The sequence below is a fragment of the Erwinia sp. PPS120 genome (genome assembly GCF_047918655.1).
Classification (GTDB): domain Bacteria; phylum Pseudomonadota; class Gammaproteobacteria; order Enterobacterales; family Enterobacteriaceae; genus Erwinia; species Erwinia tasmaniensis_A.
Genome location: NZ_JBLREF010000014.1, coordinates 90,345 through 113,625, shown reverse-complemented (window position 1 = coordinate 113,625; position 23,281 = coordinate 90,345). Strand labels below are relative to the sequence as shown.

Below are 23,281 nucleotides of genomic sequence, written 5' to 3'. Positions count from 1 at the left end.
CGCAGGGATTACAGAGCGTTTAAGGCGAACGGGCGGGGCGAAATGAAGGTATCACTCCTGGCAGCGTACTGAAATGAAACAGGCCACGATTAAGGTCACGGCTAAACAAACGCAGATTGGACGAACGAATATAGAATTCCCCGCGAACCCTGATAGTCCGCGGGGGCAATGGTTACTCTTCTTTCTCGATAAGCAGCGTTTCCAGCAGGTCAAGATCGTGCAGCAGTTTTTGCATGGTCTCGTTGCTGATTTTTTGCGTTGCGCGCAGATGATAAAGCTCCCCGCGCTCCGCACGAAGCGCAGTCAGGCGGAAGCGGCGCTCAAGATTTTCGGCAAACAGCGCACGCTCTAAATCCTCTTTACCATCCACCCGGCGGCGCATATTGCCAATCACCCGCGAACTCACCTCTTTCAGCAGTTCAACGTCAATATTCTCTTCGGTGTCGGCAATCAGACGCTCCTCCATTTTGTGCAGGCTTTCAATCGCCGTACCCGCCATAACCGCGCGCGCCATCTGCACTTCATGTCGATGCGCCGTTTTGTCCATGCCGGGAATACCACGCAGCAGCAGGGGCAGCAGCACAACACCCACCAGCAGGGAAAGCAGGATCACGCCGGTCGCCAGGAATATCAACTCATAGCGAGCGGGATAAGCATCCCCATTGGTCAGGTAGAGCGGAATAGAGAGTACACCAGCCAGCGTAATGGCACCGCGTACGCCCGCAAATGAGGCAATTAACAGCTCACGCAGCGAATAGCTGCTGAATTCCATCGGGCTCTTTTTAAGCACGCGCTTACTGATTAACTGCATCATCCACAACCAGCCAAAACGCACGATCATCAGTGCGCCATAAATCATCACTACCGAGGCAAACAGCATCCACAACTCGACGTTAGGATCAGCCTTCGCCTGACTTATCGAGGTATCAAGGATACCCGGCAGTTGCAGACCCAGCATCAGGAATACCATGCCATTAAAGACAAATTCCAGCATCTGCCACACGCTGTTAGCACGCAAACGCATAGCAAGCGGGGCCTGACGGATAATGCCAGAGCGGGTGATTGTCATTCCCGCCGCAACGGCGGCCAGGATACCGGATACGCCAATGTGTTCCGCAATCAGGTAAGAGGCAAAGGGCAGTAGCAGCAGCAGCACAGTCTGGGTTGCCGGATCGTCCCCGCTCCAGCGGCTGAACAGGCGCAGCGACTTACCATACAGCCAGCAGATTGCGATCCCGGCCAGCAGACCACCAATCGCGACCTTGCAGAACTCAAGGGTGGCGCCCGACACGGTAAACACCATCGTTCCCATCGCGACCGCAACGGCAAACTTCAGTGACACCAGGCCAGACGCGTCGTTCATCAGCGCCTCACCCTGCAGGATTGACATGATTTTTTTCGGGATGCGCCCTTCTCCGACAATGCCAGACAATGCCACGGCATCGGTGGGCGAAAGTACTGCCGCCAGGGCAAAAGCACCCAACAGGGGAATACCGGGCACCAGCCAGTAAATCAGATAGCCAATACCGACCACTGTGATCAGCACCAGCACCAGCGCCAGACCAATAATTTCGCGTCCGTGATGCAGGAACTCGCTGGTTGGTGTCTTCCAGCCGTCGGCAAACAGAAGCGGCGGAATAAACAGCACCAGAAACAGTTCAGGATCGAAGTCTACGTGCAGACCGAATGTAGGCCAGGCAAGCAGCGCCCCCATCGCTATCTGAACCAGCGGCAGCGGAATTTGAAAGGGAATAATGCGGGCAGCAACGCCAGACAGCGACACCACCAGCGTTAATATGAGGATAGTAAAAAAGATTTCCATGCTTTCCTTAAACGTCTTCCTGGGTTTTACACGTGATCCAATCGATTAAATCAGCCTGTTCGCTGTAATAGTAAAACAAAAATTCAAGTGGTTTAAAAACAGGATGTGCGCTATCGACGCAAAATAACCTGAATAGTTAACGGGGCCGTATTCACGGCCCGCGAGGCATCAGATGGCCCAACCGCCTGCGTAGAAGGCGACCAGCGCGATGGCAATAATCACCGTACCTGGGTTCAACCTGCGCCACTCGCCAGCAAAAATCCGACCAACGACCAGCGAACCAAAGCCGAGCATAATGCCGGTAACGATGTTACAGGTCAGAACAATAAATACCGCAGCCAGCAGCCCGGACATCGCATCAACAAAGTCTTCAAAATCAATCTTTGATACGTTGCTAAGCATCAGCAGGCCAACATACATTAGCGCCGGTGCCGTCGCATAACCAGGCACCAGATACGCCAGTGGAGAAAGGAACAGGATCAGCAGAAACAGGATGCCCACCACTATCGCCGTCAGGCCCGTTTTGCCGCCCGCCGCCGTGCCTGCCGCCGATTCAATATAAACAGCCGCTGGAGAAGCGCCCACCAGACCGGCGAAAATACTGCTGACGGAGTCCGTGGTCAGCGCTTTGCCGCCGCTGATAATCTGATTATCTTTATCCAACAGGTTAGCCTGCCCGGCCACGGCGCGGATGGTACCAGTGGCGTCAAATACGGCCGTCATGACCAGCGCCAGTACGCTCGGCAGCACGGCAGGCTTGAGCGCACCCAGAATATCCAGGCTAAAAAACAGCGAATTGCCCTGGGCATCATGCAGGCTGGGTAGTGCAAACAGTCCCTGATATTTCACGGCCGGATCGAAAATTAGCCCGATAACGGAAATGCCAATGATGGTCAGCAGAATACCGCCCGGCACGCGCAGCTTCTCCAGCCCAAAAATGACCGCAAGTCCCAGTAGTGACATGATCACCGGAAAAGAGGCGAAATCACCCAGCGCCACCGGTAAGCCGGGTGCGGGGTTCTTCACGACCAGGCCTACGCCGTCGGCCGCGATCAGCAGAAGGAAAAGTCCAATGCCAACGCCCGTTCCGTGTGCAACACCCATCGGCAGATTTCGCAGGATCCAGGCCCGAATGCCGGTCGCTGAAATGATGGTAAAGAGTATCCCCATCAGGAATACCGCCCCCAGCGCCACTGGCACGCTGATATGCTGACCCAGCACCAGGCTAAAAGCGGTAAAGGCCGTCAGTGAAATTGCGCAGCCAATAGCCATTGGCAGATTGGCCCACATTCCCATAATCAGCGAACCAAAACCGGCGACCAGACAGGTTGAAACAAATACCGCCGCGGGTGGGAAACCGGCTTTGCCTAACATTGATGGGACCACGATCACCGAATAGACCATTGCCAGGAAGGTGGTCAGACCCGCCAGGATCTCCTGACGAACGGAGCTTCCTCGCGCAGAAATCTTAAACCAGGCATCGAACGTTCCGCGCGCCGGTTGTGATGGAGTCGACATAGTGAAAATCCCCTGAAAATTTTTTTGATTTATCAATGCATGGTGCAGGAAGCACAACCGGGTTCAACGTTTACATCCTGGGCCGCTATGTTCACAGATCGCAAAAACCCCCATAAGAGGCGACGATCGGAAAAAAAGGGAAACGTTTACTACGCCACGCAAAAAAGCCGCATTGTTTTAAAAGGCAAACGATTATCCAGCCTTTAATGCCGCAGATTCAACTCCGATCGCGCATATATTTACGCCAACCGGGTGATCAGGGCGCTAGCCCTGCTCAATTAGCCACCACGGTGACTCTACTCATACGGCATAATGCGCTCTAATAGCACTTTCTTATGATGCCGTGACGCAGGAAGCCACCTGCGCCGCGCAGGCTAATTTCAGGGAAAGAGTTAGCTAAGGTTGACTTCGCCACCCTGTTGCAGGGCGCGCTGCCAGGCGCTTCGGGCCTGCACTTTGCTTAACCACGCCTGAATAGCTGGCGAGTTTCCCGCCCCACCACGTGCCGAAAGCGCCTGTAGAGGAAAGCTCATTTGCACATCGGCAATGCTTATCTGCGTGCCGGCAAACCATGCATTCCGGCTCAGGTGCTGCTCAATAAATTCCCGATGCGTGGCCAGCTGTTTATCGAGATACGCCTTTTGCACCCCCTTACCAAATGCGCCACCAATCGGCCGTAACAGCCAGGGCACCGGCGGTTTCCCCATCCTGCCAAAGATCAGCTTCATTACCAGCAACGGCATCAGCGACCCCTCCGCATAGTGCAGCCAGTAACGAGCCTGAAGATGCGCGTCATCATCAACGGGTGTTAATCGGTTTTCGCTATCATAGCGCTCTGCAAGGTACTCAAGAATCGCGCCCGACTCCGCAATAACCCGATCGCCATCGGTAATCACCGGAGATTTGCCCAGCGGATGCACTTTTTTTAGCGCCTCGGGTGCCAGCATTGATGCTTCGCGCTGGTAACGTTTGATTTCATATGCAACCTCAAGCTCTTCCAGCATCCAGAGTACGCGCTGTGAGCGGGAATTATTCAGATGGTGAAGGGTAATCATGGGCTGTCCTTATGTTGATCGCAAAGCGTTGAGTATAGACCCTATGGCTCGTTCGCCGGTTCCAGCAGGATCGCACCGGTCCCCCTTTCGCCAAGACGGTCATCTGGGTTGCGCAATGGGCAGTCGGCCATAGACAGACAGCCGCAGCCGATACAGCCGTCCAGGTCGTCGCGCAGTCGCGTCAGCGTCGCGATACGTCGATCCAGCTCTTCCCGCCAGCGTTCGGTCAGGCCTCGCCAGTCCTTAGGCGACATCCTTTTTCCGGGTGGAAATTGCAGCAGATGCTCACCAATGGTTGCCAGTGGAATACCGATGCGCTGGGCAATTTTAACGATTGCGACCCGTCGCAGTACGTCACGGTTATAGCGCCGCTGATTTCCCGCATTGCGAAAGCTGCTGATTAATCCTTTACTTTCATAGAAATGGAGCGCTGATACGGCTACCCCACAGCGTTGCGCCACATCGCCTGGGGTCAGTTCACGCTTGTTCGCGCCGTGAAGATTTTTTTTCATTTCGCCCTTTACCTCAAGTTAACTTGAGGAATTATACTCAGCAGCCATTGAGAAGGCGACATCGTTTCTCGCGCAACTTACTCATTCGGGGCTGACAGCGCCGCTGAACCAGGGAGAAAAGAGGTATGCATGACAACATCATCCACACGCTGACCGACTGGATAGAGAATAATCTTGATAAAACCCTGTCTATTGATGACGTCGCCGCAAAATCAGGCTATTCGAAATGGCATCTGCAGCGGATGTTCCGCACCGTGACCAAACAGACGCTGGGGGGGTATATTCGTGAGCGGAGGCTGACGCTGGCGGCTGAAGCGCTTCGTCAGACGCAGCGCCCGGTTTTTGATATTGCGATGCAGTATGGCTATGATTCTCAGCAGACATTTTCCCGCGTTTTCCGCCGTCAGTTTTCCCTGACGCCAACCGCTTATCGCCAAAGCATGCGCCGTCAGTCGCTCACCCGGCAGCCCAGCTACGCCTTTGACTGTGGCGCCGGCAGAGGATATTGCAGCGATAGCCTGCTTTAACGCCTAAAAATTATTCAAATTTTAAAAACGAGTGATATAATGTGACCGTCGTCACATTTATATGACCCTCAGGGTCAGCTTCGACTAAGGGCTTATCCTGGCAACCCTTCGTCCAGAATACGTGATGCCACTACCTATTGTCAGGGCAGTTATTCACGGAGTTTGAACGAGATATGGGAACCTTAACCACAAGCCTGGTATTAATGAGATGGGAACTGGTAAGTGCGGTGATGATGTTTCTTGCCAGCACGTTTAACGTCAGGTGCCGCAAAAGCAGCCATAACGCAATGGCCTTTATCTTTACCGGCATCGGGATTGGTATGTCCTGCTGGTTTGTTACCGGCCTGCTCGGCATGACGCTAAACATGAGCAACCTGCAGAATTTTTGGCACGTTACTAAAGCTGTCTTTATCGACGTTATGAGTCACACCCCCGCCGATTACCCCATGCCTTAACCGCACCCGTGAGCCGCTAATTCTGCCTGACAGGCGGCTCACCGTTTACATTAGCCACACCTTCAGATCTTCTTAAATACAGCAGGCAATGGCGTTATCTCTTCCGGGCGGTGCGCACGCGGCAGCGCGGCGGATTTACGCTCCTGTAGCCACATATCACCCATCATTTTATCGAGTCCCTGCTCCAGTCCGGTGACCATTCCCGCGCCTGGCGTGAACGTCAGCTCGCCAAAGTAGATCTGGCCTTCACTGATGTACCAGTCAACGCGGACATAATCGAAGTCACTCGCCAGCTTCTTACTCAACTCCAGCGCCTTCTCGAGCGTCTCCCGATCGCTGCTGATATCCAGGCCCGTATCGCGGATCTTGTAGAAGCAGTGGCTGAGATTGTTGACATAAAAGTTCATTGAGAGCGGCGAGTTGCCGCTGCGGTTATAAATCACCTGCAGCACGTACTCATAGTTGCCGTCTTTTTTATTAAACATATGAAACTTATAGTCAATAGCCGCGAACTTACCGTCGCCTACATACTGTTCCACCAGAATCCTGGGTTTTATGTAGCGATAGTGAATTTCGCGCGCCTCATGCGAGAAATCACGGCTGAGCCACTCTTCACAGCGTTTAATCAACAGCTGCTTCTGGATGCAGTCCGGCTCATCCAGAAAGATTTCTACCATACCGGAACCGTGGTTCGGTTTGATAACGGTATTCTTTAATGATTTAAGTCCCAGCAGCGTAATGGGATCGGCCGTTTCATGCAGCAGCGGAATGAGATACTCTTCGCCGATGGTTTTTGAAATATAGTCTCTCACAAGAATTTTATCCGATAGGATCCCATAACGAACGTAGTCTCCGGTGATAAATTTACGATATAAAACCTTCTCATTAAATAACTTCGGCTGGCGAATGTTAGGTAACTTTCTAAATTTATGAAAATAATAGATTCTGTCCTGACAGGACCACGGCATCTTTTTTAACAGATATAAGACGCCTTTTCTCAGTTCAGTTTTGAGCTTGAACATTTTTCACCTCATTTGTAGGTTTTGTAGTTAAGTGAGGAAAGCTGTATTTTAAGAATGACGGCATTCTTAAAGAAATAATTCATTACGGTAAGGGATAAGAGCTCCGTCACAAGAACACTCCAGGCTGCGCCTGTTAACCCCCAGGAACGGATGAAGAACCAGTTGGTTGCCACGCTAATTACCACCAGTAAAATAATCTTTACCAACAGATAATTAAAACCACCTTCTTTCACCATATAGCGATAAGCTACTGTCCCCATTGCCGAAAAGCAGGTTGCTAACGACAATAACGTAACGAGATTTCCAGATTGTGTGTAGTCGTGCCCAAAGAGGACACTGATAATTCTGTCGCCAAACAGCGCAATAAAAATAAGCATCAGAAATGAGACTGCCATAACATAGCCGTAGAGCCTTGAGGCCAACCGGATTGCAACATCCGACCGCGCCCTGAATATCTCCGTAAAACAGGACGTAATGATCGCCACAGGGATAAAAATCCACGATGCCGATATCGTATTCGCGGCAGTAAACAGCCCCAGCTCATGCGCTGATCCCACCCCAACCAAAAAAAACTGCGCCAGCTTTACCTGAATCGAGATAAACACGCTGGATATGGCCAGCGGCAGGCCCGCATGCAGCAGGTAGCGCAGATAGGTTTTATGTTTACGCTGGGGTGGCGGAGTCATGTTCTGCGCCTGATAAAACATGCCGCGTTTAATCAGATAGGGCACCAGCGTAACGGCAACAATCGACAGCGACAACAGTAACGGGCTGAGCTTCATCCAGGCAATGGTAAAACTGATGGCGAAGCTCAGTATCATTCCCGTGGCATTGGCTACGGTATTCATTCTCGAAGCCAGCCGCGCATTATTGTAAACGCTAAAAATATCCTGTGTAACGAACATGGCTGACAGAAAAGAGGCGATCGCAAATACCATAAAGTTTTCGCGCATGGTCAGCCAAACGTAAAGTAATACGGGTAAAGAAAGTATGAGCAAAAGCGCCATCCGCAACTGCTTCGCTACCGCCATCAGGCGCATTCCCTTTGGCACGCTTTTGCTAATACTCTTAAATAAAATGGTCTCTGTGCCAAAAATGGCAATCGTCTGAACAATTGAAAAAAGTGAAGCAGAAAATGCTATTTGTCCAAAAACAGTAGGACCAAATGATTTCGCGACATAAGACGTCACAAATATCACGCCGAAGACAGAAACGATTTTTTCCGACATCATCCAGGCGGCGTTTGACATAACACTGTGTTTCATTAAAGCATCCTTTTGACACGAACTACTTACTGCAAAAAACGGTACATCCTTGTTTACAACAAAAGAAATTTGCTGAATTTCCCCTGGCGAAAAAAGACGCCTGAATATTTTCAATCATACAGCAGGATAGTTTTCGCTCTTAACGAAAAGCGTTATTTTAAAATACTAACTCAAGGCAATAACTTTTTCTGTGTTTACCTGGCCTTGATACCCCCGGCCTTCGTCTGAAAAGGCTGCCTGACGGAAAACAGATTCGCACAGAAAACCTCCTTCGCCTGCTGGAGAATTCTGAATTAGATACTGGTCTTGTTGTCGGCATGAAACGAATTTATAACAAAAACCCAAATATCGAAAGCTAACTCCGGCCTTTAGAAATAAAATAGGAGAAATCCCATGATGATATTTATCCATAATCCCTTAACTTAATGGCTGTCTTAAAAATCGCGCACTTAACGTCATTGCCCTTATTGGTTCATTAATCAGATCCATTAAATAGTGCAGTTACTCTCATCACATTATAGTTAAGAAAGGTAATAGCATTTATGAGAAAGTCACGATATAGCGAAGAGCAAATCACCAATGCCATTAAAGCATCTGATAGTGGTGTAAAGGTTAAAGAGATTTGTGAAGAATTGGGGATTTCTGAGGCCACCTTCTATAGCTGGAAGAAGAAATATGCTGGGCTATCCTCAGAGGAAGGAAGAAAAATCAAAGAGTTAGAGGATAAGGTGCATCACTTTGAACGCGAGCTGCAGATACTTTCCTCGGATAAAGAGATGCTGCAAAGCGTTTTAAAGAACTTCTTTACGACTCACGATAAGCGGCAGGCGGTGAATTACCTTCAGGATACGTTTGAAATCGGAACTCGCCGAAGCTGCCGCCTGCTTGATATTAGCCGTAGTGTTTACCACTATCCATACAATAGTGAAAATCATCAGGGTTCGGGCAATAATCTTAAAACCCGTGACTGCTGATACAAAATTTAAATATCTTTAATGCTAATTGAAATCTATAAATGGTTCCTGTTGCGTCGCTTTTACTTGATGTGTTAGCAGTGTCCAATTTCACCAGCTAAGTCGTGACCACTTTTCAAATAAGATAAATTTCATTTATTTTCATGTAGTTAACTGCGCATTTATCTTTGTTTTCAAAGATAAATGCGCATTCTATGACATTAAGACTGCTTACCGATTGTTAAGTTTCACCCTCTCAGACTTGAAAAATCATAATAATCCCCCGGACTCAAATGATTCATAACCCTGATCCATATCACGAGAAAACTCACGTCACAAAACTGCGTTAATGACAACCAGTCCTTACCAGCCCGCACACCATGACGCAGCAGCCTAAACTGCACTCAGATAAACAATAAAGGCATTCTTAAGCATGACACCCTTTCTGTTCATTTATTCATCGATCCTATACTCTGAGACTATCGTTTCCTTATGTATTGCCTCTTAACATTGACGTCTTCGTGCCCTCCTTAAGGGAAGAATTTGAGTTAATAATGGATTGGTAAATTCTCTGCAGTCACAAATTCAGGCGAAGAGCCATTAAGTAGCTCGTATTTACTGTCCATAGTTATCGATGAATACCATTAGCGATTATTCTTATAGCGGAACAATTCTCAGCTGTGCCAGGCACCTGAGAAAATAAACGGCGAGTAAGCGAGCAGGAACACGCCTAAAAAAGTGTCTTACATCACAAATGTGATACAAAACCCGTCGCATTGCGGCCAGTTTGAAGAAGATTTTTAGCGTTAATTGCGAACTGGTACAGGTTAATAGATGTACCAGGCGCCTCGTGATCGCTCTTACCCTGGTACCAAAAAAAAATGTACTGCAGGACGATTTATGTCTCCTCACAGACTGCTGAGCCACCTGCCGGGCCGCGTTCCACGGAGGATCTGTCGCTTAGCGCCCACATCTATTAGGAATTTCCTCAACAAATCCTAAACAAACAGCAACGTTAAAAACGTATTTACTCTGTGTTGATAGTGGCGTCTTTATAATGCCGTTTTACCCCTCCCTCCCCTGGAATGCAGAAAATGTCTGATACTGCGGTTGCAACTCGTCAGGATACTTCCCTGACCTTTTTCCTGTCCCTGGTTACTGGCAAGCTAACGCCAGGAAGATTGTGGTTCGATCGCGACTACCGTATTAAGTATCTGTTCCGCTCCCTGGCCTACCCGATAGCGACCCAAAGGCTGGTCAGCGCCATTTCAGAAAGTTCGGTAATGCGTGACATTCTGCCGATCCAGCACACGTTACCGAGCAAAATCCACCGGCCTTACCTTTATGGTGGCATGCCGATGGTTAAACGCGCTCAGGCAATTATCGATCACTACCGCTTCGCTCAGGATCTCAGTGCGGTACGTTTACGTCAGGCGATGCTGACCAAAGACGGCGTTGCGCTGGTTGAATTCGCTGGAAAGAACGGTGAAGCCTTCTGTATCACCCTCGCCTGTACCGGCAGCTGTGAAAGAGAGGGAGAGGTGAACCTGTTTGTCACCTGTGATGGCGTTAAGCTGGCCATGCTAACCTTTGCAGTGACGGAACAGCAGGACGTAAAAGTGCTGATTATAGGTGGCATTCAGGGAGCCCATCGCGATACGCCCCACGAGTTGATCCGTGAGGCGACAAAAGCCTGCTACGGCCTGTTCCCTAAAAGGTTGCTGCTGGAGACGTTAATGCTGTTTGCTGCTGCGACGGGAATTACTCAGATACAGGCGGTCAGCGACAGCGGGCATATTTTCCGCAGCCTGCGTTATCGCCTGAAAAAGAAGAGTCTCTTCCATGCTAACTATAACGAATTCTGGGAAACGCTGAACGCGCAGCCGCTGTCTAAGCATCTTTATACGCTGCCGATGCCCATTGCGCGCAAGCCGCTTGAAGATATTGCCAGTAAAAAGCGCGCTGAAGCGCGCAGGCGTTATGAACTGCTGGATACAATGGCTGAACGTTTCGCCGACCAGTGCCGCTAAGTTTTACCGGTTTAAAGCCCTGTTAACCCAGGGCTACGGATTCTCTTTTGCCACATCATCGATCTTCCATCCATCACGATCCCGGTGCAGCGTTATCAGCAGCAGCTGCCTGTCGTTGGCATCGCTGCCCAGCGTCACATCCCCTGAGGCCGTATCGCCGTTAATGGTAAATTTCCCGGCGCTGACGTGATCGACCCAGCCATCGCTATAGTCCTGATCCTGCAGAAAATAGTCATCATCCATGCCGTCCGGGCTTTTTATCAAAATATAGATTTTCTGTAACAGCTGCGGGGTGACGTACTCTTTCAGTAGTGGATCGCGCTCATCAATGGGGCTTTCATCCTTACTTAACGCCGTCAGATACCAGCTGTAAAAATCTCTGCTGAGTGACTGGGGATCGGCGCTGTTACCCTTCGCCGTAGCGTGCAGTGCAAAAAGCGCTATACCGAGCGCCAGTAACCATCTCTTCATTAAGTGCCATCTCTGCCTGTTCATCGCTCCCTCTCATGCTTTGCTGATGTCCCTGCCCGCTGCGTCGTAAAATGCTCCGCTAATTTACTCTTTAACCGGCGAAGTCGAGCGATTATCTGCGTTATTTTTAGTAACCGTTTATACCGGAAGGGCAACACGCCAGCGCCGCCTTATCTTCACCTGCTCCACGGAGGATATCAATTTCACTCCTCCTGGTCATCCCGCAACACATTGTCATAATGCCCCCGGGCCTGGCGAAACTGTGCGGCGGAGTCAATTACCCAGCGCTATAGCGGCAGCATATGCATCAGCAGCCCCTTTCCCAGTGGCGTAATAGCGTACTCCACCCGCGGACGCTTTTCCCGATAGTCGTGCCGGGAGATCAAGCCATCCCGCTCAAGCTGGCGCAGGGTACGGGTGAGCATCCGCTGGGTCACATCTTCCATGTCGACGACTGATTACTGCATGCCGCACTGGCCCCTGTCAGAGTCATACCTGCATCACCGTATTACTCAGGCCTGAAGCCGCTCACGCTGCCGCCGGGAACAGTAAAGCCCGTCTGGATGCCCTGGCCAGGCTGGGGATCTGCGTGCTGCCGCGCGATTTGCAGCAATCCACATCCGACCTGGCTGCGCTGTTCCACCCTTTTGATGCGGTGATAAACTGTAGCGGTTTGGCAGCACAGTAGCTGTCTGATAATCGCGGGGTAGTGGCTGGTTGATAACGCAAGGGTAGTGGCTGGCAGGTGAGCCGGGAGGGTTGAACCGAACGCCGGCGTTTACCGTTTTGGTCTTTTCGCTGATGGCGTGACCAGTAAGGGCGGAGTTTATTCTTCTATAAACCAGTAAGGCCCCGCGCTGGCGGAGCCTTACCTGCTAAGACAACCAGAAAGGTTCTGGCTACCCTAAAACGGACTCTTGCCCGCTCACGACATATTCTCAGACGAGAATCAGAACGGAATATCGTCATCAAAATCTATCGAAGGTTCGCTGCTGGCCGGCGCGTTGTTCTGCTGAGGCTGCGGGCGGGATGGCTGAGAGCCGCCGCTGAACTGGTTACCGCCGCCCTGCTGTGGCTGCTGTGGCTGTCCCCAACCGTTGTTATTGTTGCTGCCGCCCTGACCGCCGCCAGCTGGTGCGCCTGCACCGCCGTTCTGACGCCCGCCGAGCATCTGCATGGTGCCACCAACGTTAACCACGACCTCGGTGGTGTATTTTTCCACGCCCGCCTGATCGGTCCATTTACGCGTCTGCAGTGCACCCTCAATATAAACCTGAGAGCCTTTACGCAGGTACTCACCGGCAACTTCCGCCAGCTTGCCGAACAGCACGACACGGTGCCATTCCGTCTTCTCTTTGGTTTCGCCGGTCTGCTTGTCACGCCAGCTTTCGGACGTGGCGAGGGTAATGTTGGCAACGGCGCCGCCATTCGGCATGTAGCGGACTTCCGGGTCCTGACCCAGATTTCCGACCAGAATCACTTTGTTTACGCCTCTGCTGGCCATGTACGTCTCTCCGATAATTGTTCTGCTTTAAGTCTAAGCCGAAAATTCTAACATGGCGTACCTTTATATCCTACTTTCAGATTTGGGTCTCAGAGGCTTTATACGGCTTGCCGCATTGCAGCGAGCGGCCTGCGCCGGATCGTAAATTTTTAAGTCGGGGGCATGATAGCCGTTAGGATCCTTTCCCCCGGGCTGCGCCAGAACACTGTATATCCAGTCAGGTTTTTTTGTGCCATACTTACAGGCTTCATTCTGGCCGTGCCGGACCGGCATGGCGAGGTCTGTGTTAATCCGGGAATTGTGAATGGATAAGATCGAAGTACGGGGTGCACGCACCCATAATTTGAAAAATATTAACCTGATCATCCCTCGCGACAAACTGATCGTTGTCACAGGCCTGTCAGGCTCCGGTAAGTCTTCGCTGGCGTTCGATACGCTGTACGCCGAAGGACAGCGCCGCTACGTTGAGTCCCTCTCTGCTTATGCCCGGCAGTTTCTCTCTTTAATGGAGAAGCCGGATGTCGATCATATAGAAGGGCTGTCGCCAGCCATCTCCATTGAGCAGAAGTCTACCTCGCATAACCCGCGCTCAACCGTGGGTACGATCACTGAAATCCATGACTACCTGCGCCTGCTGTTTGCTCGTGTGGGTGAGCCGCGCTGCCCCGACCACGACGTGACGCTGGCCGCGCAGACCGTCAGCCAGATGGTCGATAACGTGCTGGCGCTGCCGGAAGGGCGCCGCCTGATGCTGCTGGCCCCGATTGTGAAAGAGCGTAAGGGTGAACATGCTAAAACGCTGGAAAACCTTGCGTCTCAGGGCTATATCCGCGCCCGCATTGATGGCGAGGTCTGCGACCTCTCCGATCCGCCGAAGCTGGAGTTGCAGAAAAAGCACACCATCGAAGTTGTCGTGGATCGTTTCAAGGTGCGCGACGATCTCCAGCAGCGCCTCGCTGAATCCTTTGAAACCGCGCTGGAGCTCTCCGGCGGGACGGTAGTGGTTGCCGATATGGACGACCCTGAAGTGGAAGAGCTGGTGTTCTCCGCTAATTTTGCCTGCCCCGTCTGTGGCTACAGCATGAGCGAGCTGGAACCGCGCCTGTTCTCGTTTAACAATCCGGCCGGTGCCTGTCCGACCTGCGACGGCCTGGGTGTACAGCAGTATTTTGATCCGGATCGTGTGGTACAGAATCCTGAGCTGTCACTGGCTGGCGGAGCGATCCGCGGCTGGGATCGCCGCAATTTCTACTACTTCCAGATGCTGCGTTCACTGGCCGAGCACCTGAACTTCGATATTGAAGCCTCATTTGGATCGCTAAGCGAGAAAGCCCGTCAGGTGATCCTCTACGGGTCCGGCAAAGAGAGTATTGAGTTTAAATACATCAACGACCGCGGTGACACCTCGGTGCGGCGCCACGCCTTCGAAGGCGTACTGCACAATATGGAGCGCCGTTATAAAGAGACGGAATCTTCTGCCGTGCGTGAGGATCTGGCTAAGTTTATCAGCAACCGCTCCTGCGCCAGCTGTCACGGTACCCGTCTGCGTCGTGAAGCACGGCACGTCTACGTTGAGAACACCACGCTGCCGACGATCTCTGATATGAGCATCGGCCATGCGATGGATTTTTTCCTGAATATGCAGCTCAGCGGTCAGCGCGCAAAAATCGCCGAGAAGGTGCTTAAAGAGATTGGCGACCGACTGAAGTTCCTGGTTAACGTCGGGCTGAACTATCTCTCCCTCTCCCGCTCTGCCGAAACCCTTTCCGGCGGTGAGGCGCAGCGTATCCGCCTCGCCAGCCAGATCGGTGCCGGACTGGTCGGCGTGATGTACGTGCTGGATGAGCCATCAATCGGTCTTCATCAGCGCGACAACGAGCGCCTGCTGGAGACGCTGGTTCACCTGCGGAACCTGGGAAATACCGTCATTGTGGTCGAGCACGATGAAGACGCGATCCGCGCCGCTGACCACGTTATCGATATCGGGCCAGGCGCTGGCGTCCACGGCGGTCAGGTAGTGGCAGAAGGAACGGTAGACGATATCATGGCGGTCGAAGCCTCTCTGACCGGTCAGTACCTTAGCGGTAAGCGCGAGATCGCCATCCCCAAAGAGCGGGTTAAAGCCGATCCCGCGAAAGTATTGAAGCTGACCGGCGCCAAAGGTAACAACCTGAAAGACGTGACGCTTACGCTGCCGGTCGGCCTGTTTAGCTGCATCACCGGTGTATCCGGTTCCGGTAAATCGACCCTGATCAACGATACTCTGTTCCCTATCGCTCAGCGTCAGCTGAATGGTGCAACCCTTGCTGAACCGGCGCCGTACCGCGATATCAGCGGGATGGAACACTTTGATAAGGTTATCGACATTGATCAGAGTCCGATTGGTCGCACGCCGCGCTCGAATCCGGCCACCTATACGGGAATATTCACCCCGGTACGCGAGCTGTTCGCCGGCGTTCCCGAGTCGCGTACGCGCGGCTATACGCCGGGCCGCTTCAGCTTTAACGTGCGTGGTGGACGCTGCGAGGCCTGTCAGGGCGATGGCGTCATCAAGGTAGAGATGCACTTCCTGCCGGATATTTACGTACCGTGCGACCAGTGCAAAGGCAAGCGCTATAACCGCGAAACGCTGGAGGTCAAATATAAAGGCCGCAGCATCCATGAAGTGCTGGAAATGACCATTGAAGAGGCGCGTGAATTCTTCGATGCCGTTCCGGCGCTGGCGCGTAAGCTGCAAACGCTGATCGACGTAGGTCTTTCCTATATCCGTCTCGGCCAGTCAGCCACCACGCTTTCCGGCGGGGAGGCGCAACGCGTGAAGCTGGCGCGCGAGCTGTCCAGGCGCGGCACCGGCCAGACGCTCTATATTCTTGACGAGCCGACCACCGGTCTGCACTTTGCCGATATTCAACAGCTGCTGGAAGTGCTGCATCAGCTGCGGGATCAGGGCAATACCATCGTGGTAATTGAGCATAATCTGGACGTGATTAAAACCGCAGACTGGATTGTCGACCTGGGTCCTGAAGGCGGCAGCGGCGGCGGTGAAATACTGGTATCCGGCACCCCGGAAACGGTGGCGAAATGTAAAGCATCGCATACGGCCCGCTTTCTTAAGCCTCTATTAAAAATGAAATAATATGTAGCCGGGGCGGTATTTCCCGCCCCATTCTTCACCCACTTCCCCATAATCTTGCAGGATCAGGCAAGATTTAAACAGGTTCAGACATACCCGCTTTCACCTGCACTGACTATCCTTAACGTTCAGTTTTCCGCGTTACGTTCACGACACTTTTCATTAGCTGGAGATACCATGAATATTACGCATGCTTATGCAGCACAGGACGCTAAATCCAAACTGGCTCCCTTTGAGTATCAGCCGCGCGAGCTGCGCGATCACGACGTACAGATCGAAGTTTTATTCTGTGGCGTGTGCCACTCAGACCTCCATCAGGCTCGCAACGAGTGGAAAAACACCGTTTTTCCCGTCGTCCCAGGCCATGAAATTGTCGGGCGTGTCACCGCCGTAGGCGGCCACGCGAAAAAATATAAAGTGGGCGATTTGGTCGGCGTAGGCTGTCTGGTCGACTCCTGTCGCACCTGCGACAGCTGTAAAGAAGATCTGGAGCAGTTTTGCGAAAACGGCTTTACCGGCACCTATAACGGTAAAGATCGCGTTACCGGTGACATCACCTACGGCGGCTACTCCACGCAGGTTGTGGTAACCGAAGACTTCGTGTTGCGCATTCCGGAAAATCTTGATCCTGCCGCCGCCGCACCGCTGCTGTGCGCCGGTATTACTACCTTCTCCCCGCTTAACCACTGGGGCGTAGGTCCGGGCAAAAAGGTCGGGATTGTCGGTCTGGGTGGTTTAGGTCATATGGGTGTAAAAATTGCCCATGCGATGGGTGCGCACGTCGTGCTGTTCACCACCTCCCCTTCAAAAATTGAAGACGGTAAGCGCCTGGGCGCGGATGAAGTGGTGATCTCTAAAGACCCCGAGCAGATGGCAGCACAGGCTAACAGCTTCGACTTTATCCTGAACACTGTAGCGGCTCAGCACGATCTGAACCCATTTATCAACCTGCTGCGCCGTGACGGTACCATGACGCTGGTTGGCGTTCCTGAGCATGACCATCCGGCACCTCAGGTGGTTAACCTGGTGTTTAAACGCCGTAGCGTTGCCGGTTCCCTTATTGGCGGCATTAAAGAAACCCAGGAAATGCTGGATTTCTGCGGTAAGCACAATATCACTTCCGATATTGAGATGATCAAAATTGATGAGATCAACGAAGCCTACGAACGTATGCTGAAAAGTGATGTGAAATATCGCTTTGTGATCGACATTGATTCACTGCGTAGCTAACAGACTACGTGAAAGCTGAAACGGGGCGAAGAGATTCGCCCCGTTTTTCAATGCCATCTGACGCGGATTTAAACAGCTTAGTGCGCCGTTTTACTGTTTAGGGCCTGCTGCCATGAGGCATCCACCAGGTAGTAGATCTGCGAATCCTTTAGCGTTCCGTCCAGCAGCACCGTGCTCCAGTGCGATTTGTTCAAATGCTCACTGGGCCGTACGTCACTGTGTGAATCTCGCAAAAGCTCAGCCAGCGCGGGGGTGGACTTCAGCGCTACCGCTGGACGCCCCTCAACTTCATGCACCAGGGCGAACAACACATCATCGAGTTTGATTTGCGTCGCTTTCCAGCCGCTGTGCACGCTCTGTTCCGCGCCCGGTTTATCCATACAGTAAGTAAGAAGATCTGAAACGGTCATACTCTCTTATTCTCCTTGCAGCGTGGCAACGATGCGCCGGGCACCACCCTGTATCCGATGTTCCCCCAGCCAGATCCCCTGCCAGGTCCCGAGCACCAGCTGTCCCCGGGCAACAGGCAGCGTCAGCGACACCCCAAGCAGTGATGATTTGATATGCGCTGGCATATCGTCTGCTCCCTCATAATCATGCTGGTAGGGGCCGTTATCCGGCACCGTGCGCAGGAAATGCTGCTCCATATCGCTTCTGACCGTAGGATCACAGTTTTCATTCAGCGTCAGGGATGCCGAGGTATGTTGTAGCAGCAGATGCAGTAGCCCTACCTGTACGTCTTTCAGGCGACGCAGCTCACCCAGCACTTCATCAGTAACCAGATGGAATCCGCGCTGTTTAGCGCTTAACGTTAGCGTTTGCTGATACCACATCGTACGCTCCTTAAGTCAATATAAGCATCACATCACGGCGGCAAAGGCTTCAGCCACCAGATGAACGTTTTTGTCATTGAGGCCTGCGACGCACATGCGTCCGCTGGTAAGCAGATAGATACCGAACTCATTCCGCAGACGGTCAACCTGTTCAGCGCTCAGGCCGGTGTAGCTAAACATGCCGCGCTGCTTCACAAGATAGTCAAAGTTTTTACCCGGCACGGCGGTGGTGAGCACGTCGACCAGCGTCTGGCGCATAGCCAGGATACGCAGGCGCATGGCTTCCACCTCTTTTAGCCAGTTTGCCTTAAGACGCGCATCATTCAGCACGCATGATACCACCTGCGCACCAAAGTTAGGCGGGCTGGAGTAGTTGCGTCTGACGGTCGCTTTCAGCTGACCCAGTACGCGCGAGGCCTCTTCCGCATCGTTACAGACCACCGACAGGCCGCCCACACGCTCGCCATACAGCGAAAATATTTTTGAGAAAGAGTTGCTGACCAGCGCGGATAATCCGGCAGTGGCAATGGCGCGAATGGCGTAAGCATCCTCCTCCATTCCTGCGCCAAACCCCTGGTAGGCAATATCCAGGAAGGGGATCAGATCGCGTCCTTTCAGTACGCCGGTCACCACGTCCCACTGGTCGTTAGTCAGATCGGCACCGGTGGGGTTATGACAGCACGGGTGCAGCAACACGATACTTTTCGGCGGCAGGGTTTTCAGTCTGGCAACCAGCTCGTCAAACTTCACGCCGTTAGTGGATTCGTCATACCACGGGTAGGTGTTGACCTCAAAACCGGCACCGGAGAAGATCGCCACGTGATTTTCCCAGGTAGGATCGCTGACCCAGACCTGCGACTGCGGAAAATAGGCCTTAAGAAAATCGGCACCAATTTTAAGCGCGCCCGAACCGCCAACGGTCTGGATAGTGGCAATACGCCCCGCTGTCAGCAGCGGGTGATCCTGGCCAAACAGCAGCGGCGCAATTGCGCTGCGGTATGCAGGCAGGCCATCCATAGGCAGATACTGAGAGGCGCCAGACGCCTGGGCATTCAGACGGGCCTCAGCCTCGGCAACCGCGTTCAGCTGTGGGACCTCACCCTGTTCGTCATAATACAGCCCGATGCTCAGGTTCACCTTGTGGGGTCGCGGATCCTGCTTAAATGTCTCCATCAGGGAGAGAATTGGATCGCCGGCATAGGCATCAACGTTTTGAAACACGGTGCAGATCTCCATTTAATGATTGGGCAGTTCAGGCGCTTCAGCAGGAAGCCCCTTACATCGACGTCCAGCTGTGACAGGGCTGAGGGTCAACCGGTTAAGGATTCATCGCTCGGTGCAGAGTAAAGGTCTTCTCCAGCCCGGCCTGATAGCGAAACTACACTATAAACCTAATTTTCCTTATCAGGTTACTGAACAGTGTGGCAGAAAAGGAATTCAGCGCGAAAAAATGGATGAAACGCGGATGTAAAACGCGGATTACTTTCCTCCCCCCGCGAAGAAACCGATCACCGCGACGGACGACACTGAGCAGAGACTTAAGGTGATCATATCGGATTTACCCGTGAGGCGGCAGAGCGGCAGAGCGGCAGAGCGGCAGAGCGGCAGAGCGGCAGAGCGGCAGAGTACATCATGCCGGATCCTTCGGCAACCATGCGGTAAAAACGGTTAACCAACCCGGCGGTGTGATTAATCAACCGTACCTCGATCAATCCAGTCATGCCCAACCTCATCGGGTGAGAGCCGTGCATGATAGCCAGAGATCACACCCGCCTGCTCAAGATGGATACGCCGCCCTGCCCAACACTATTTTCTGATGGCCGACGAAAATGCAGGGATGCAAAATGAGGATCAGTCGTCGTCGTACTGGGGTCCGGCGTAGTTATCGAACCGCGACCACTGGCCATTGAAGGTGAGTCGTACTGTACCAATCGGACCATTACGCTGCTTACCGAGAATAATCTCCGCAATCCCTTTCTGATCGCTGTTCTCGTGATACACCTCATCACGGTAAATAAACATAATCAGGTCGGCGTCCTGCTCAATGGAGCCAGATTCACGCAGATCCGAGTTCACCGGACGCTTATCGGCGCGCTGCTCAAGCGAACGGTTCAGCTGCGACAGCGCCACTACCGGCACCTGTAACTCTTTCGCCAGCGCCTTCAGCGAGCGGGAAATCTCGGCTATCTCCAGCGTACGGTTATCGGACAGCGCCGGCACGCGCATCAGCTGAAGGTAGTCGATCATAATCATGCTAAGGCCGCCATGCTCACGGAAAACGCGGCGCGCGCGCGAACGCACTTCCGTGGGGGTCAGTCCTGAGGAGTCATCAATAAACATATTCTTCTTCTCCAGCAAAATACCCATGGTGCTGGAGATCCGCGCCCAGTCCTCATCATCGAGCTGGCCGGTACGAATGCGAGTCTGATCGACGCGCGAAAGCGAGGCAAGCATACGCATCATCAGCTGCTCGCCGGGCATCTCAAGGCTGAAAATCAGTACCGGCTTATCCTGCAACATCGCGGCATTTTCACAGAGGTTCATGGCGAAAGTGGTTTTACCCATCGACGGACGCGCGGCAACGATGATCAGGTCCGAGCGCTGCAAACCAGCAGTCTTCTTATTCAGATCCTGATAACCGGTATCCACGCCGGTCACACCATCGTGCGGGGTCTGGTACAGCGATTCGATCCTGGCGATAGTGGCTTCAAGGATCTGATCGACGCTTTTCGGTCCCTCATCCTTATTGGCGCGATTTTCGGCAATTTGAAAAACGCGGGACTCAGCCAGATCGAGCAGATCTTCACTGGTTCGCCCCTGGGGATCGTAACCGGCGTCGGCAATCTCATTGGCAACGGCAATCATCTCTCTGACGACCGCACGTTCACGGACGATATCCGCATAGGCCCCAATGTTTGCCGCGCTGGGGGTATTCTTCGACAGCTCCGCAAGGTAGGCGAAGCCGCCAACCATGCTCAGTTCACCCTTGGTTTCCAACGATTCGGAGAGGGTTATCAGGTCAATCGGCTTACCCAGCTCTAACAGGCGCTGCATTTCGCTGAAGATCATTCGATGCGGGCGGCTGAAGAAATCTTTCGCCACCACGCGCTCTGACACATTGTCCCAGCGTTCGTTGTCCAGCATCAGCCCGCCCAACACGGATTGCTCTGCCTCCAGAGAATGAGGCGGTAACTTGAGCCCTTCCATTTGACGATCCCGTGGCTCACGGTTCTCAACGGATTTGTTGGTGGGTTTATTTCCTGCCATAGTGATGCAATACCAAAAATCTGAGTAGGGGACGCGCAAGTATACCCGTTTGGAGACTCGTCGTCCTCTTTCAATGACGCTGAATCAGCAGGAGTGACCATGGCAAAACGTATACAAATCAGCCAGCACGGCGGGCCGGAAGTGATGCAGTGGGTTGAGGTCGATCTGCCTGAACCGCAGGCGGGGGAAGTGGTGGTAGAAAACAAAGCCATCGGGATCAACTACATCGACACTTACGTACGCAGCGGGCTTTATCCCGCTTCACTGCCCAGCGGTCTGGGAACCGAAGCGGCGGGCGTCGTCAAAAGCATTGGCGCGGGAGTCACGGCGGTAAAACCGGGCGATCGCGTGGTCTACGCCCAGTCAGCGCTGGGTGCCTACAGCGAATTTCACGCCGTACAGGCCGACAAGCTGGCGATCCTGCCCGACAGCATCTCCTTCGAGCTGGCTGCTGCCTCCTTTCTGAAAGGACTGACGGTACATTATCTGCTGTGCCAGACTTATGTGATCCAGCCTGATGAGATTTTCCTGTTTCAGGCTGCCGCAGGCGGCGTCGGCCTGATAGCCTGTCAGTGGGCGAAAGCGCTCGGCGCACACCTGATTGGCACGGTAGGGTCAGCAGAAAAGGCGGAGCGAGCCAAAAAAGCCGGAGCCTGGGCAACCATTAATTATCGTGAGGAAGATGTCGCCAGACGCGTGAGCGAGCTCACCAACGGTAAAAAAGTGCGGGTGGTTTACGATTCCGTTGGTCAGGATACCTGGGAGTCCTCGCTCGACTGTCTGCAACGGCGGGGTCTGATGGTCAGCTTTGGCAACTCGTCAGGGCCAGTGAGCGGCGTGAATCTCGGCATACTCACTCAGAAAGGCTCGCTTTACGTCACGCGTCCCTCGCTGAATGGCTACGTGACCACGCGTGAAGCGCTGATCTGGGCCAGCAATGAGCTGTTTTCGATGATTAGCAGCGGCGCGATAAAGGTTGACGTTCCCGAGCAGCAGAAGTTTGCGTTGAAGGATGCGCAGCAGGCGCATAAAACGCTGGAGAGCCGCGGAACCCAGGGCTCAAGCCTGCTGATCCCGTAGGCGTGATACAGCCTGCCCGTGCGCCAGATGTGAGCAGGGCTTCCCGTAGGAAGCCCTTTTTATTTTTTTAGTTCGCGCTGAATGTAGGGTACAGCGGCGAATGAATATTTTTCCATTCAGTCGTCTATGGTTGCAGAAATCATAAGAAAAAAGAATGACGGAATGCCAAAGTAGCCGGTCAAAGTCCAGGAATGTGACCAACGCCACATTGCGGGCTACATGTGGCGCAGCGGTGTCTCACGCCTCTTTACCATCGGTTCACTTTTGGCGTTGATTTTTTATTCGCCCGGTAAAGCCATACCACTACCACCGCCAGAACCAGCCACGGCAGCATTTTTATGACAACCGCGAGCATCCCGCCAAAAAACATGACCCCGGTCGCCACTACCAGCGCAGCAAGGATACCGAATACCGAGATACCGGTGAGCAGCAGCATAAAGAAAAAGCCCAGCACAAATAAAATTTCCATCGGATGGCTCCTGTTAACAATCGCTACAGGAGTATTACAAGAATCATGCCAGAAGAGAGATAACGCTAACCTGTTGAAATCATTCAGTCAGGTAAGAAACCCCGCGGGCGGGGTTAGTCAATTTCATCATTTAAT

General features: G+C 52.7%; 21 protein-coding genes and 1 pseudogene. 7 read left to right on the top strand and 15 right to left on the bottom strand.

Annotation, left to right across the window (positions count from 1 at the left end; genetic code table 11):
- Positions 1-172 precede the first annotated feature (172 nt).
- The 4 genes from ACLRGG_RS08835 to soxR all read right to left on the bottom strand — a co-directional run bounded on the left by ACLRGG_RS08835 (position 173) and on the right by soxR (position 4,907).
- Entirely contained in the window at positions 173-1,822 is a 1,650-nt protein-coding gene (locus tag ACLRGG_RS08835) for a Na+/H+ antiporter (protein WP_416249370.1), read from the bottom strand.
- Positions 1,823-1,990: 168 nt separating this feature from the next.
- Positions 1,991-3,340 carry an NCS2 family permease gene (locus tag ACLRGG_RS08830; protein ID WP_416249369.1) on the bottom strand — a complete coding sequence of 450 codons (1,350 nt, stop codon included), beginning with the start codon at positions 3,338-3,340 and terminating at the stop codon, positions 1,991-1,993.
- Between the two features lie 392 nt (positions 3,341-3,732).
- Entirely contained in the window at positions 3,733-4,395 is a 663-nt protein-coding gene (locus ACLRGG_RS08825; protein ID WP_416249368.1) for a glutathione S-transferase family protein, read from the bottom strand.
- Positions 4,396-4,436: 41 nt separating this feature from the next.
- Positions 4,437-4,907 (bottom strand): redox-sensitive transcriptional activator SoxR, encoded by a 471-nt coding sequence (gene soxR, locus ACLRGG_RS08820; RefSeq protein ID WP_416249367.1) that lies wholly within the window; start codon positions 4,905-4,907, stop codon positions 4,437-4,439.
- A gap of 125 nt (positions 4,908-5,032) precedes the next feature.
- Between soxR and soxS the strand changes: the two genes are divergently transcribed.
- Both soxS and ACLRGG_RS08810 read left to right on the top strand, forming a co-directional pair.
- Positions 5,033-5,434, top strand: a complete 402-nt coding sequence (gene soxS / locus ACLRGG_RS08815) for a superoxide response transcriptional regulator SoxS (protein ID WP_416249366.1) — start codon at positions 5,033-5,035, stop codon at positions 5,432-5,434.
- Between the two features lie 173 nt (positions 5,435-5,607).
- The gene (locus ACLRGG_RS08810) at positions 5,608-5,889 is read left to right on the top strand and encodes a YjcB family protein (RefSeq protein WP_416249365.1); all 282 of its coding nucleotides are present in this window, start codon (positions 5,608-5,610) and stop codon (positions 5,887-5,889) included.
- Between the two features lie 62 nt (positions 5,890-5,951).
- Here the strand turns inward: ACLRGG_RS08810 and ACLRGG_RS08805 are convergent, their stop codons facing one another.
- Both ACLRGG_RS08805 and ACLRGG_RS08800 read right to left on the bottom strand, forming a co-directional pair.
- On the bottom strand, positions 5,952-6,911 hold the full coding sequence (locus ACLRGG_RS08805; protein WP_416249364.1) for an ATP-grasp fold amidoligase family protein: 960 nt from the start codon (positions 6,909-6,911) through the stop codon (positions 5,952-5,954).
- A gap of 8 nt (positions 6,912-6,919) precedes the next feature.
- Positions 6,920-8,176 carry an MATE family efflux transporter gene (locus ACLRGG_RS08800; protein WP_416249363.1) on the bottom strand — a complete coding sequence of 419 codons (1,257 nt, stop codon included), beginning with the start codon at positions 8,174-8,176 and terminating at the stop codon, positions 6,920-6,922.
- Positions 8,177-8,718: 542 nt separating this feature from the next.
- On the opposite strand from ACLRGG_RS08800, the gene ACLRGG_RS08795 reads away from it, so the two are divergent.
- Both ACLRGG_RS08795 and ACLRGG_RS08790 read left to right on the top strand, forming a co-directional pair.
- Positions 8,719-9,150 (top strand): transposase, encoded by a 432-nt coding sequence (locus tag ACLRGG_RS08795; RefSeq protein ID WP_416249362.1) that lies wholly within the window; start codon positions 8,719-8,721, stop codon positions 9,148-9,150.
- A gap of 1,073 nt (positions 9,151-10,223) precedes the next feature.
- Entirely contained in the window at positions 10,224-11,159 is a 936-nt protein-coding gene (locus ACLRGG_RS08790; RefSeq protein WP_416249361.1) for a VirK/YbjX family protein, read from the top strand.
- A gap of 33 nt (positions 11,160-11,192) precedes the next feature.
- Here the strand turns inward: ACLRGG_RS08790 and ACLRGG_RS08785 are convergent, their stop codons facing one another.
- From ACLRGG_RS08785 to ACLRGG_RS08775, 3 genes are all read right to left on the bottom strand, one after another.
- Positions 11,193-11,630, bottom strand: coding sequence for a DUF3828 domain-containing protein (locus ACLRGG_RS08785; protein WP_416249360.1), 438 nt, complete (start codon positions 11,628-11,630; stop codon positions 11,193-11,195).
- A gap of 287 nt (positions 11,631-11,917) precedes the next feature.
- A complete protein-coding gene (locus ACLRGG_RS08780; RefSeq protein WP_416249359.1) occupies positions 11,918-12,076 on the bottom strand; it encodes a winged helix-turn-helix transcriptional regulator in 159 nt (52 codons plus the stop codon).
- A gap of 503 nt (positions 12,077-12,579) precedes the next feature.
- Positions 12,580-13,134 carry a single-stranded DNA-binding protein gene (locus tag ACLRGG_RS08775; protein ID WP_416249358.1) on the bottom strand — a complete coding sequence of 185 codons (555 nt, stop codon included), beginning with the start codon at positions 13,132-13,134 and terminating at the stop codon, positions 12,580-12,582.
- Between the two features lie 304 nt (positions 13,135-13,438).
- Here ACLRGG_RS08775 and uvrA point away from each other — a divergent pair, with 304 nt between their 5' ends.
- Together uvrA and ACLRGG_RS08765 are read left to right on the top strand one after the other, a co-directional pair.
- Entirely contained in the window at positions 13,439-16,270 is a 2,832-nt protein-coding gene (gene uvrA / locus ACLRGG_RS08770; RefSeq protein WP_416249357.1) for an excinuclease ABC subunit UvrA, read from the top strand.
- Between the two features lie 174 nt (positions 16,271-16,444).
- Positions 16,445-17,497: an NAD(P)-dependent alcohol dehydrogenase gene (locus ACLRGG_RS08765; protein WP_416249356.1), complete on the top strand. Its 1,053-nt coding sequence runs from the start codon at positions 16,445-16,447 to the stop codon at positions 17,495-17,497.
- A 77-nt stretch (positions 17,498-17,574) separates the two neighbouring features.
- Here the strand turns inward: ACLRGG_RS08765 and ACLRGG_RS08760 are convergent, their stop codons facing one another.
- The 5 genes and pseudogenes from ACLRGG_RS08760 to dnaB form a co-directional block, all read right to left on the bottom strand.
- On the bottom strand, positions 17,575-17,907 hold the full coding sequence (locus ACLRGG_RS08760) for an MmcQ/YjbR family DNA-binding protein (RefSeq protein ID WP_416249355.1): 333 nt from the start codon (positions 17,905-17,907) through the stop codon (positions 17,575-17,577).
- A 6-nt stretch (positions 17,908-17,913) separates the two neighbouring features.
- Positions 17,914-18,330 carry a secondary thiamine-phosphate synthase enzyme YjbQ gene (locus ACLRGG_RS08755; RefSeq protein WP_416249354.1) on the bottom strand — a complete coding sequence of 139 codons (417 nt, stop codon included), beginning with the start codon at positions 18,328-18,330 and terminating at the stop codon, positions 17,914-17,916.
- Between the two features lie 27 nt (positions 18,331-18,357).
- Complete coding sequence (locus ACLRGG_RS08750; RefSeq protein WP_416249353.1) at positions 18,358-19,551, bottom strand: amino acid aminotransferase; 1,194 nt, start codon at positions 19,549-19,551, stop codon at positions 18,358-18,360.
- A gap of 422 nt (positions 19,552-19,973) precedes the next feature.
- Positions 19,974-20,124: pseudogene (locus tag ACLRGG_RS08745) on the bottom strand (Lrp/AsnC family transcriptional regulator); the annotation flags it as partial.
- A gap of 57 nt (positions 20,125-20,181) precedes the next feature.
- Positions 20,182-21,597, bottom strand: a complete 1,416-nt coding sequence (gene dnaB, locus ACLRGG_RS08740; RefSeq protein WP_416249352.1) for a replicative DNA helicase — start codon at positions 21,595-21,597, stop codon at positions 20,182-20,184.
- Positions 21,598-21,696: 99 nt separating this feature from the next.
- Here dnaB and ACLRGG_RS08735 point away from each other — a divergent pair, with 99 nt between their 5' ends.
- Positions 21,697-22,677 carry a quinone oxidoreductase gene (locus tag ACLRGG_RS08735; RefSeq protein WP_416249351.1) on the top strand — a complete coding sequence of 327 codons (981 nt, stop codon included), beginning with the start codon at positions 21,697-21,699 and terminating at the stop codon, positions 22,675-22,677.
- Between the two features lie 247 nt (positions 22,678-22,924).
- Here the strand turns inward: ACLRGG_RS08735 and pspG are convergent, their stop codons facing one another.
- Positions 22,925-23,146, bottom strand: a complete 222-nt coding sequence (gene pspG, locus ACLRGG_RS08730; RefSeq protein ID WP_416249350.1) for an envelope stress response protein PspG — start codon at positions 23,144-23,146, stop codon at positions 22,925-22,927.
- Positions 23,147-23,281 lie beyond the last annotated feature (135 nt).

Excerpts from the sequence above, each read along its gene's own strand:
- ACLRGG_RS08835 (WP_416249370.1), bottom strand. The coding sequence starts at position 1,822 with ATGGAAATCTTTTTTACTATCCTCATATTAACGCTGGTGGTGTCGCTG.
- ACLRGG_RS08830 (WP_416249369.1), bottom strand. The coding sequence starts at position 3,340 with ATGTCGACTCCATCACAACCGGCGCGCGGAACGTTCGATGCCTGGTTT.
- ACLRGG_RS08825 (WP_416249368.1), bottom strand. The coding sequence starts at position 4,395 with ATGATTACCCTTCACCATCTGAATAATTCCCGCTCACAGCGCGTACTC.
- soxR (WP_416249367.1), bottom strand. The coding sequence starts at position 4,907 with ATGAAAAAAAATCTTCACGGCGCGAACAAGCGTGAACTGACCCCAGGC.
- soxS (WP_416249366.1), top strand. The coding sequence starts at position 5,033 with ATGCATGACAACATCATCCACACGCTGACCGACTGGATAGAGAATAAT.
- ACLRGG_RS08810 (WP_416249365.1), top strand. The coding sequence starts at position 5,608 with ATGGGAACCTTAACCACAAGCCTGGTATTAATGAGATGGGAACTGGTA.
- ACLRGG_RS08805 (WP_416249364.1), bottom strand. The coding sequence starts at position 6,911 with ATGTTCAAGCTCAAAACTGAACTGAGAAAAGGCGTCTTATATCTGTTA.
- ACLRGG_RS08800 (WP_416249363.1), bottom strand. The coding sequence starts at position 8,176 with ATGAAACACAGTGTTATGTCAAACGCCGCCTGGATGATGTCGGAAAAA.
- ACLRGG_RS08795 (WP_416249362.1), top strand. The coding sequence starts at position 8,719 with ATGAGAAAGTCACGATATAGCGAAGAGCAAATCACCAATGCCATTAAA.
- ACLRGG_RS08790 (WP_416249361.1), top strand. The coding sequence starts at position 10,224 with ATGTCTGATACTGCGGTTGCAACTCGTCAGGATACTTCCCTGACCTTT.
- ACLRGG_RS08785 (WP_416249360.1), bottom strand. The coding sequence starts at position 11,630 with ATGAAGAGATGGTTACTGGCGCTCGGTATAGCGCTTTTTGCACTGCAC.
- ACLRGG_RS08780 (WP_416249359.1), bottom strand. The coding sequence starts at position 12,076 with ATGGAAGATGTGACCCAGCGGATGCTCACCCGTACCCTGCGCCAGCTT.
- ACLRGG_RS08775 (WP_416249358.1), bottom strand. The coding sequence starts at position 13,134 with ATGGCCAGCAGAGGCGTAAACAAAGTGATTCTGGTCGGAAATCTGGGT.
- uvrA (WP_416249357.1), top strand. The coding sequence starts at position 13,439 with ATGGATAAGATCGAAGTACGGGGTGCACGCACCCATAATTTGAAAAAT.
- ACLRGG_RS08765 (WP_416249356.1), top strand. The coding sequence starts at position 16,445 with ATGAATATTACGCATGCTTATGCAGCACAGGACGCTAAATCCAAACTG.
- ACLRGG_RS08760 (WP_416249355.1), bottom strand. The coding sequence starts at position 17,907 with ATGACCGTTTCAGATCTTCTTACTTACTGTATGGATAAACCGGGCGCG.
- ACLRGG_RS08755 (WP_416249354.1), bottom strand. The coding sequence starts at position 18,330 with ATGTGGTATCAGCAAACGCTAACGTTAAGCGCTAAACAGCGCGGATTC.
- dnaB (WP_416249352.1), bottom strand. The coding sequence starts at position 21,597 with ATGGCAGGAAATAAACCCACCAACAAATCCGTTGAGAACCGTGAGCCA.
- ACLRGG_RS08735 (WP_416249351.1), top strand. The coding sequence starts at position 21,697 with ATGGCAAAACGTATACAAATCAGCCAGCACGGCGGGCCGGAAGTGATG.
- pspG (WP_416249350.1), bottom strand. The coding sequence starts at position 23,146 with ATGGAAATTTTATTTGTGCTGGGCTTTTTCTTTATGCTGCTGCTCACC.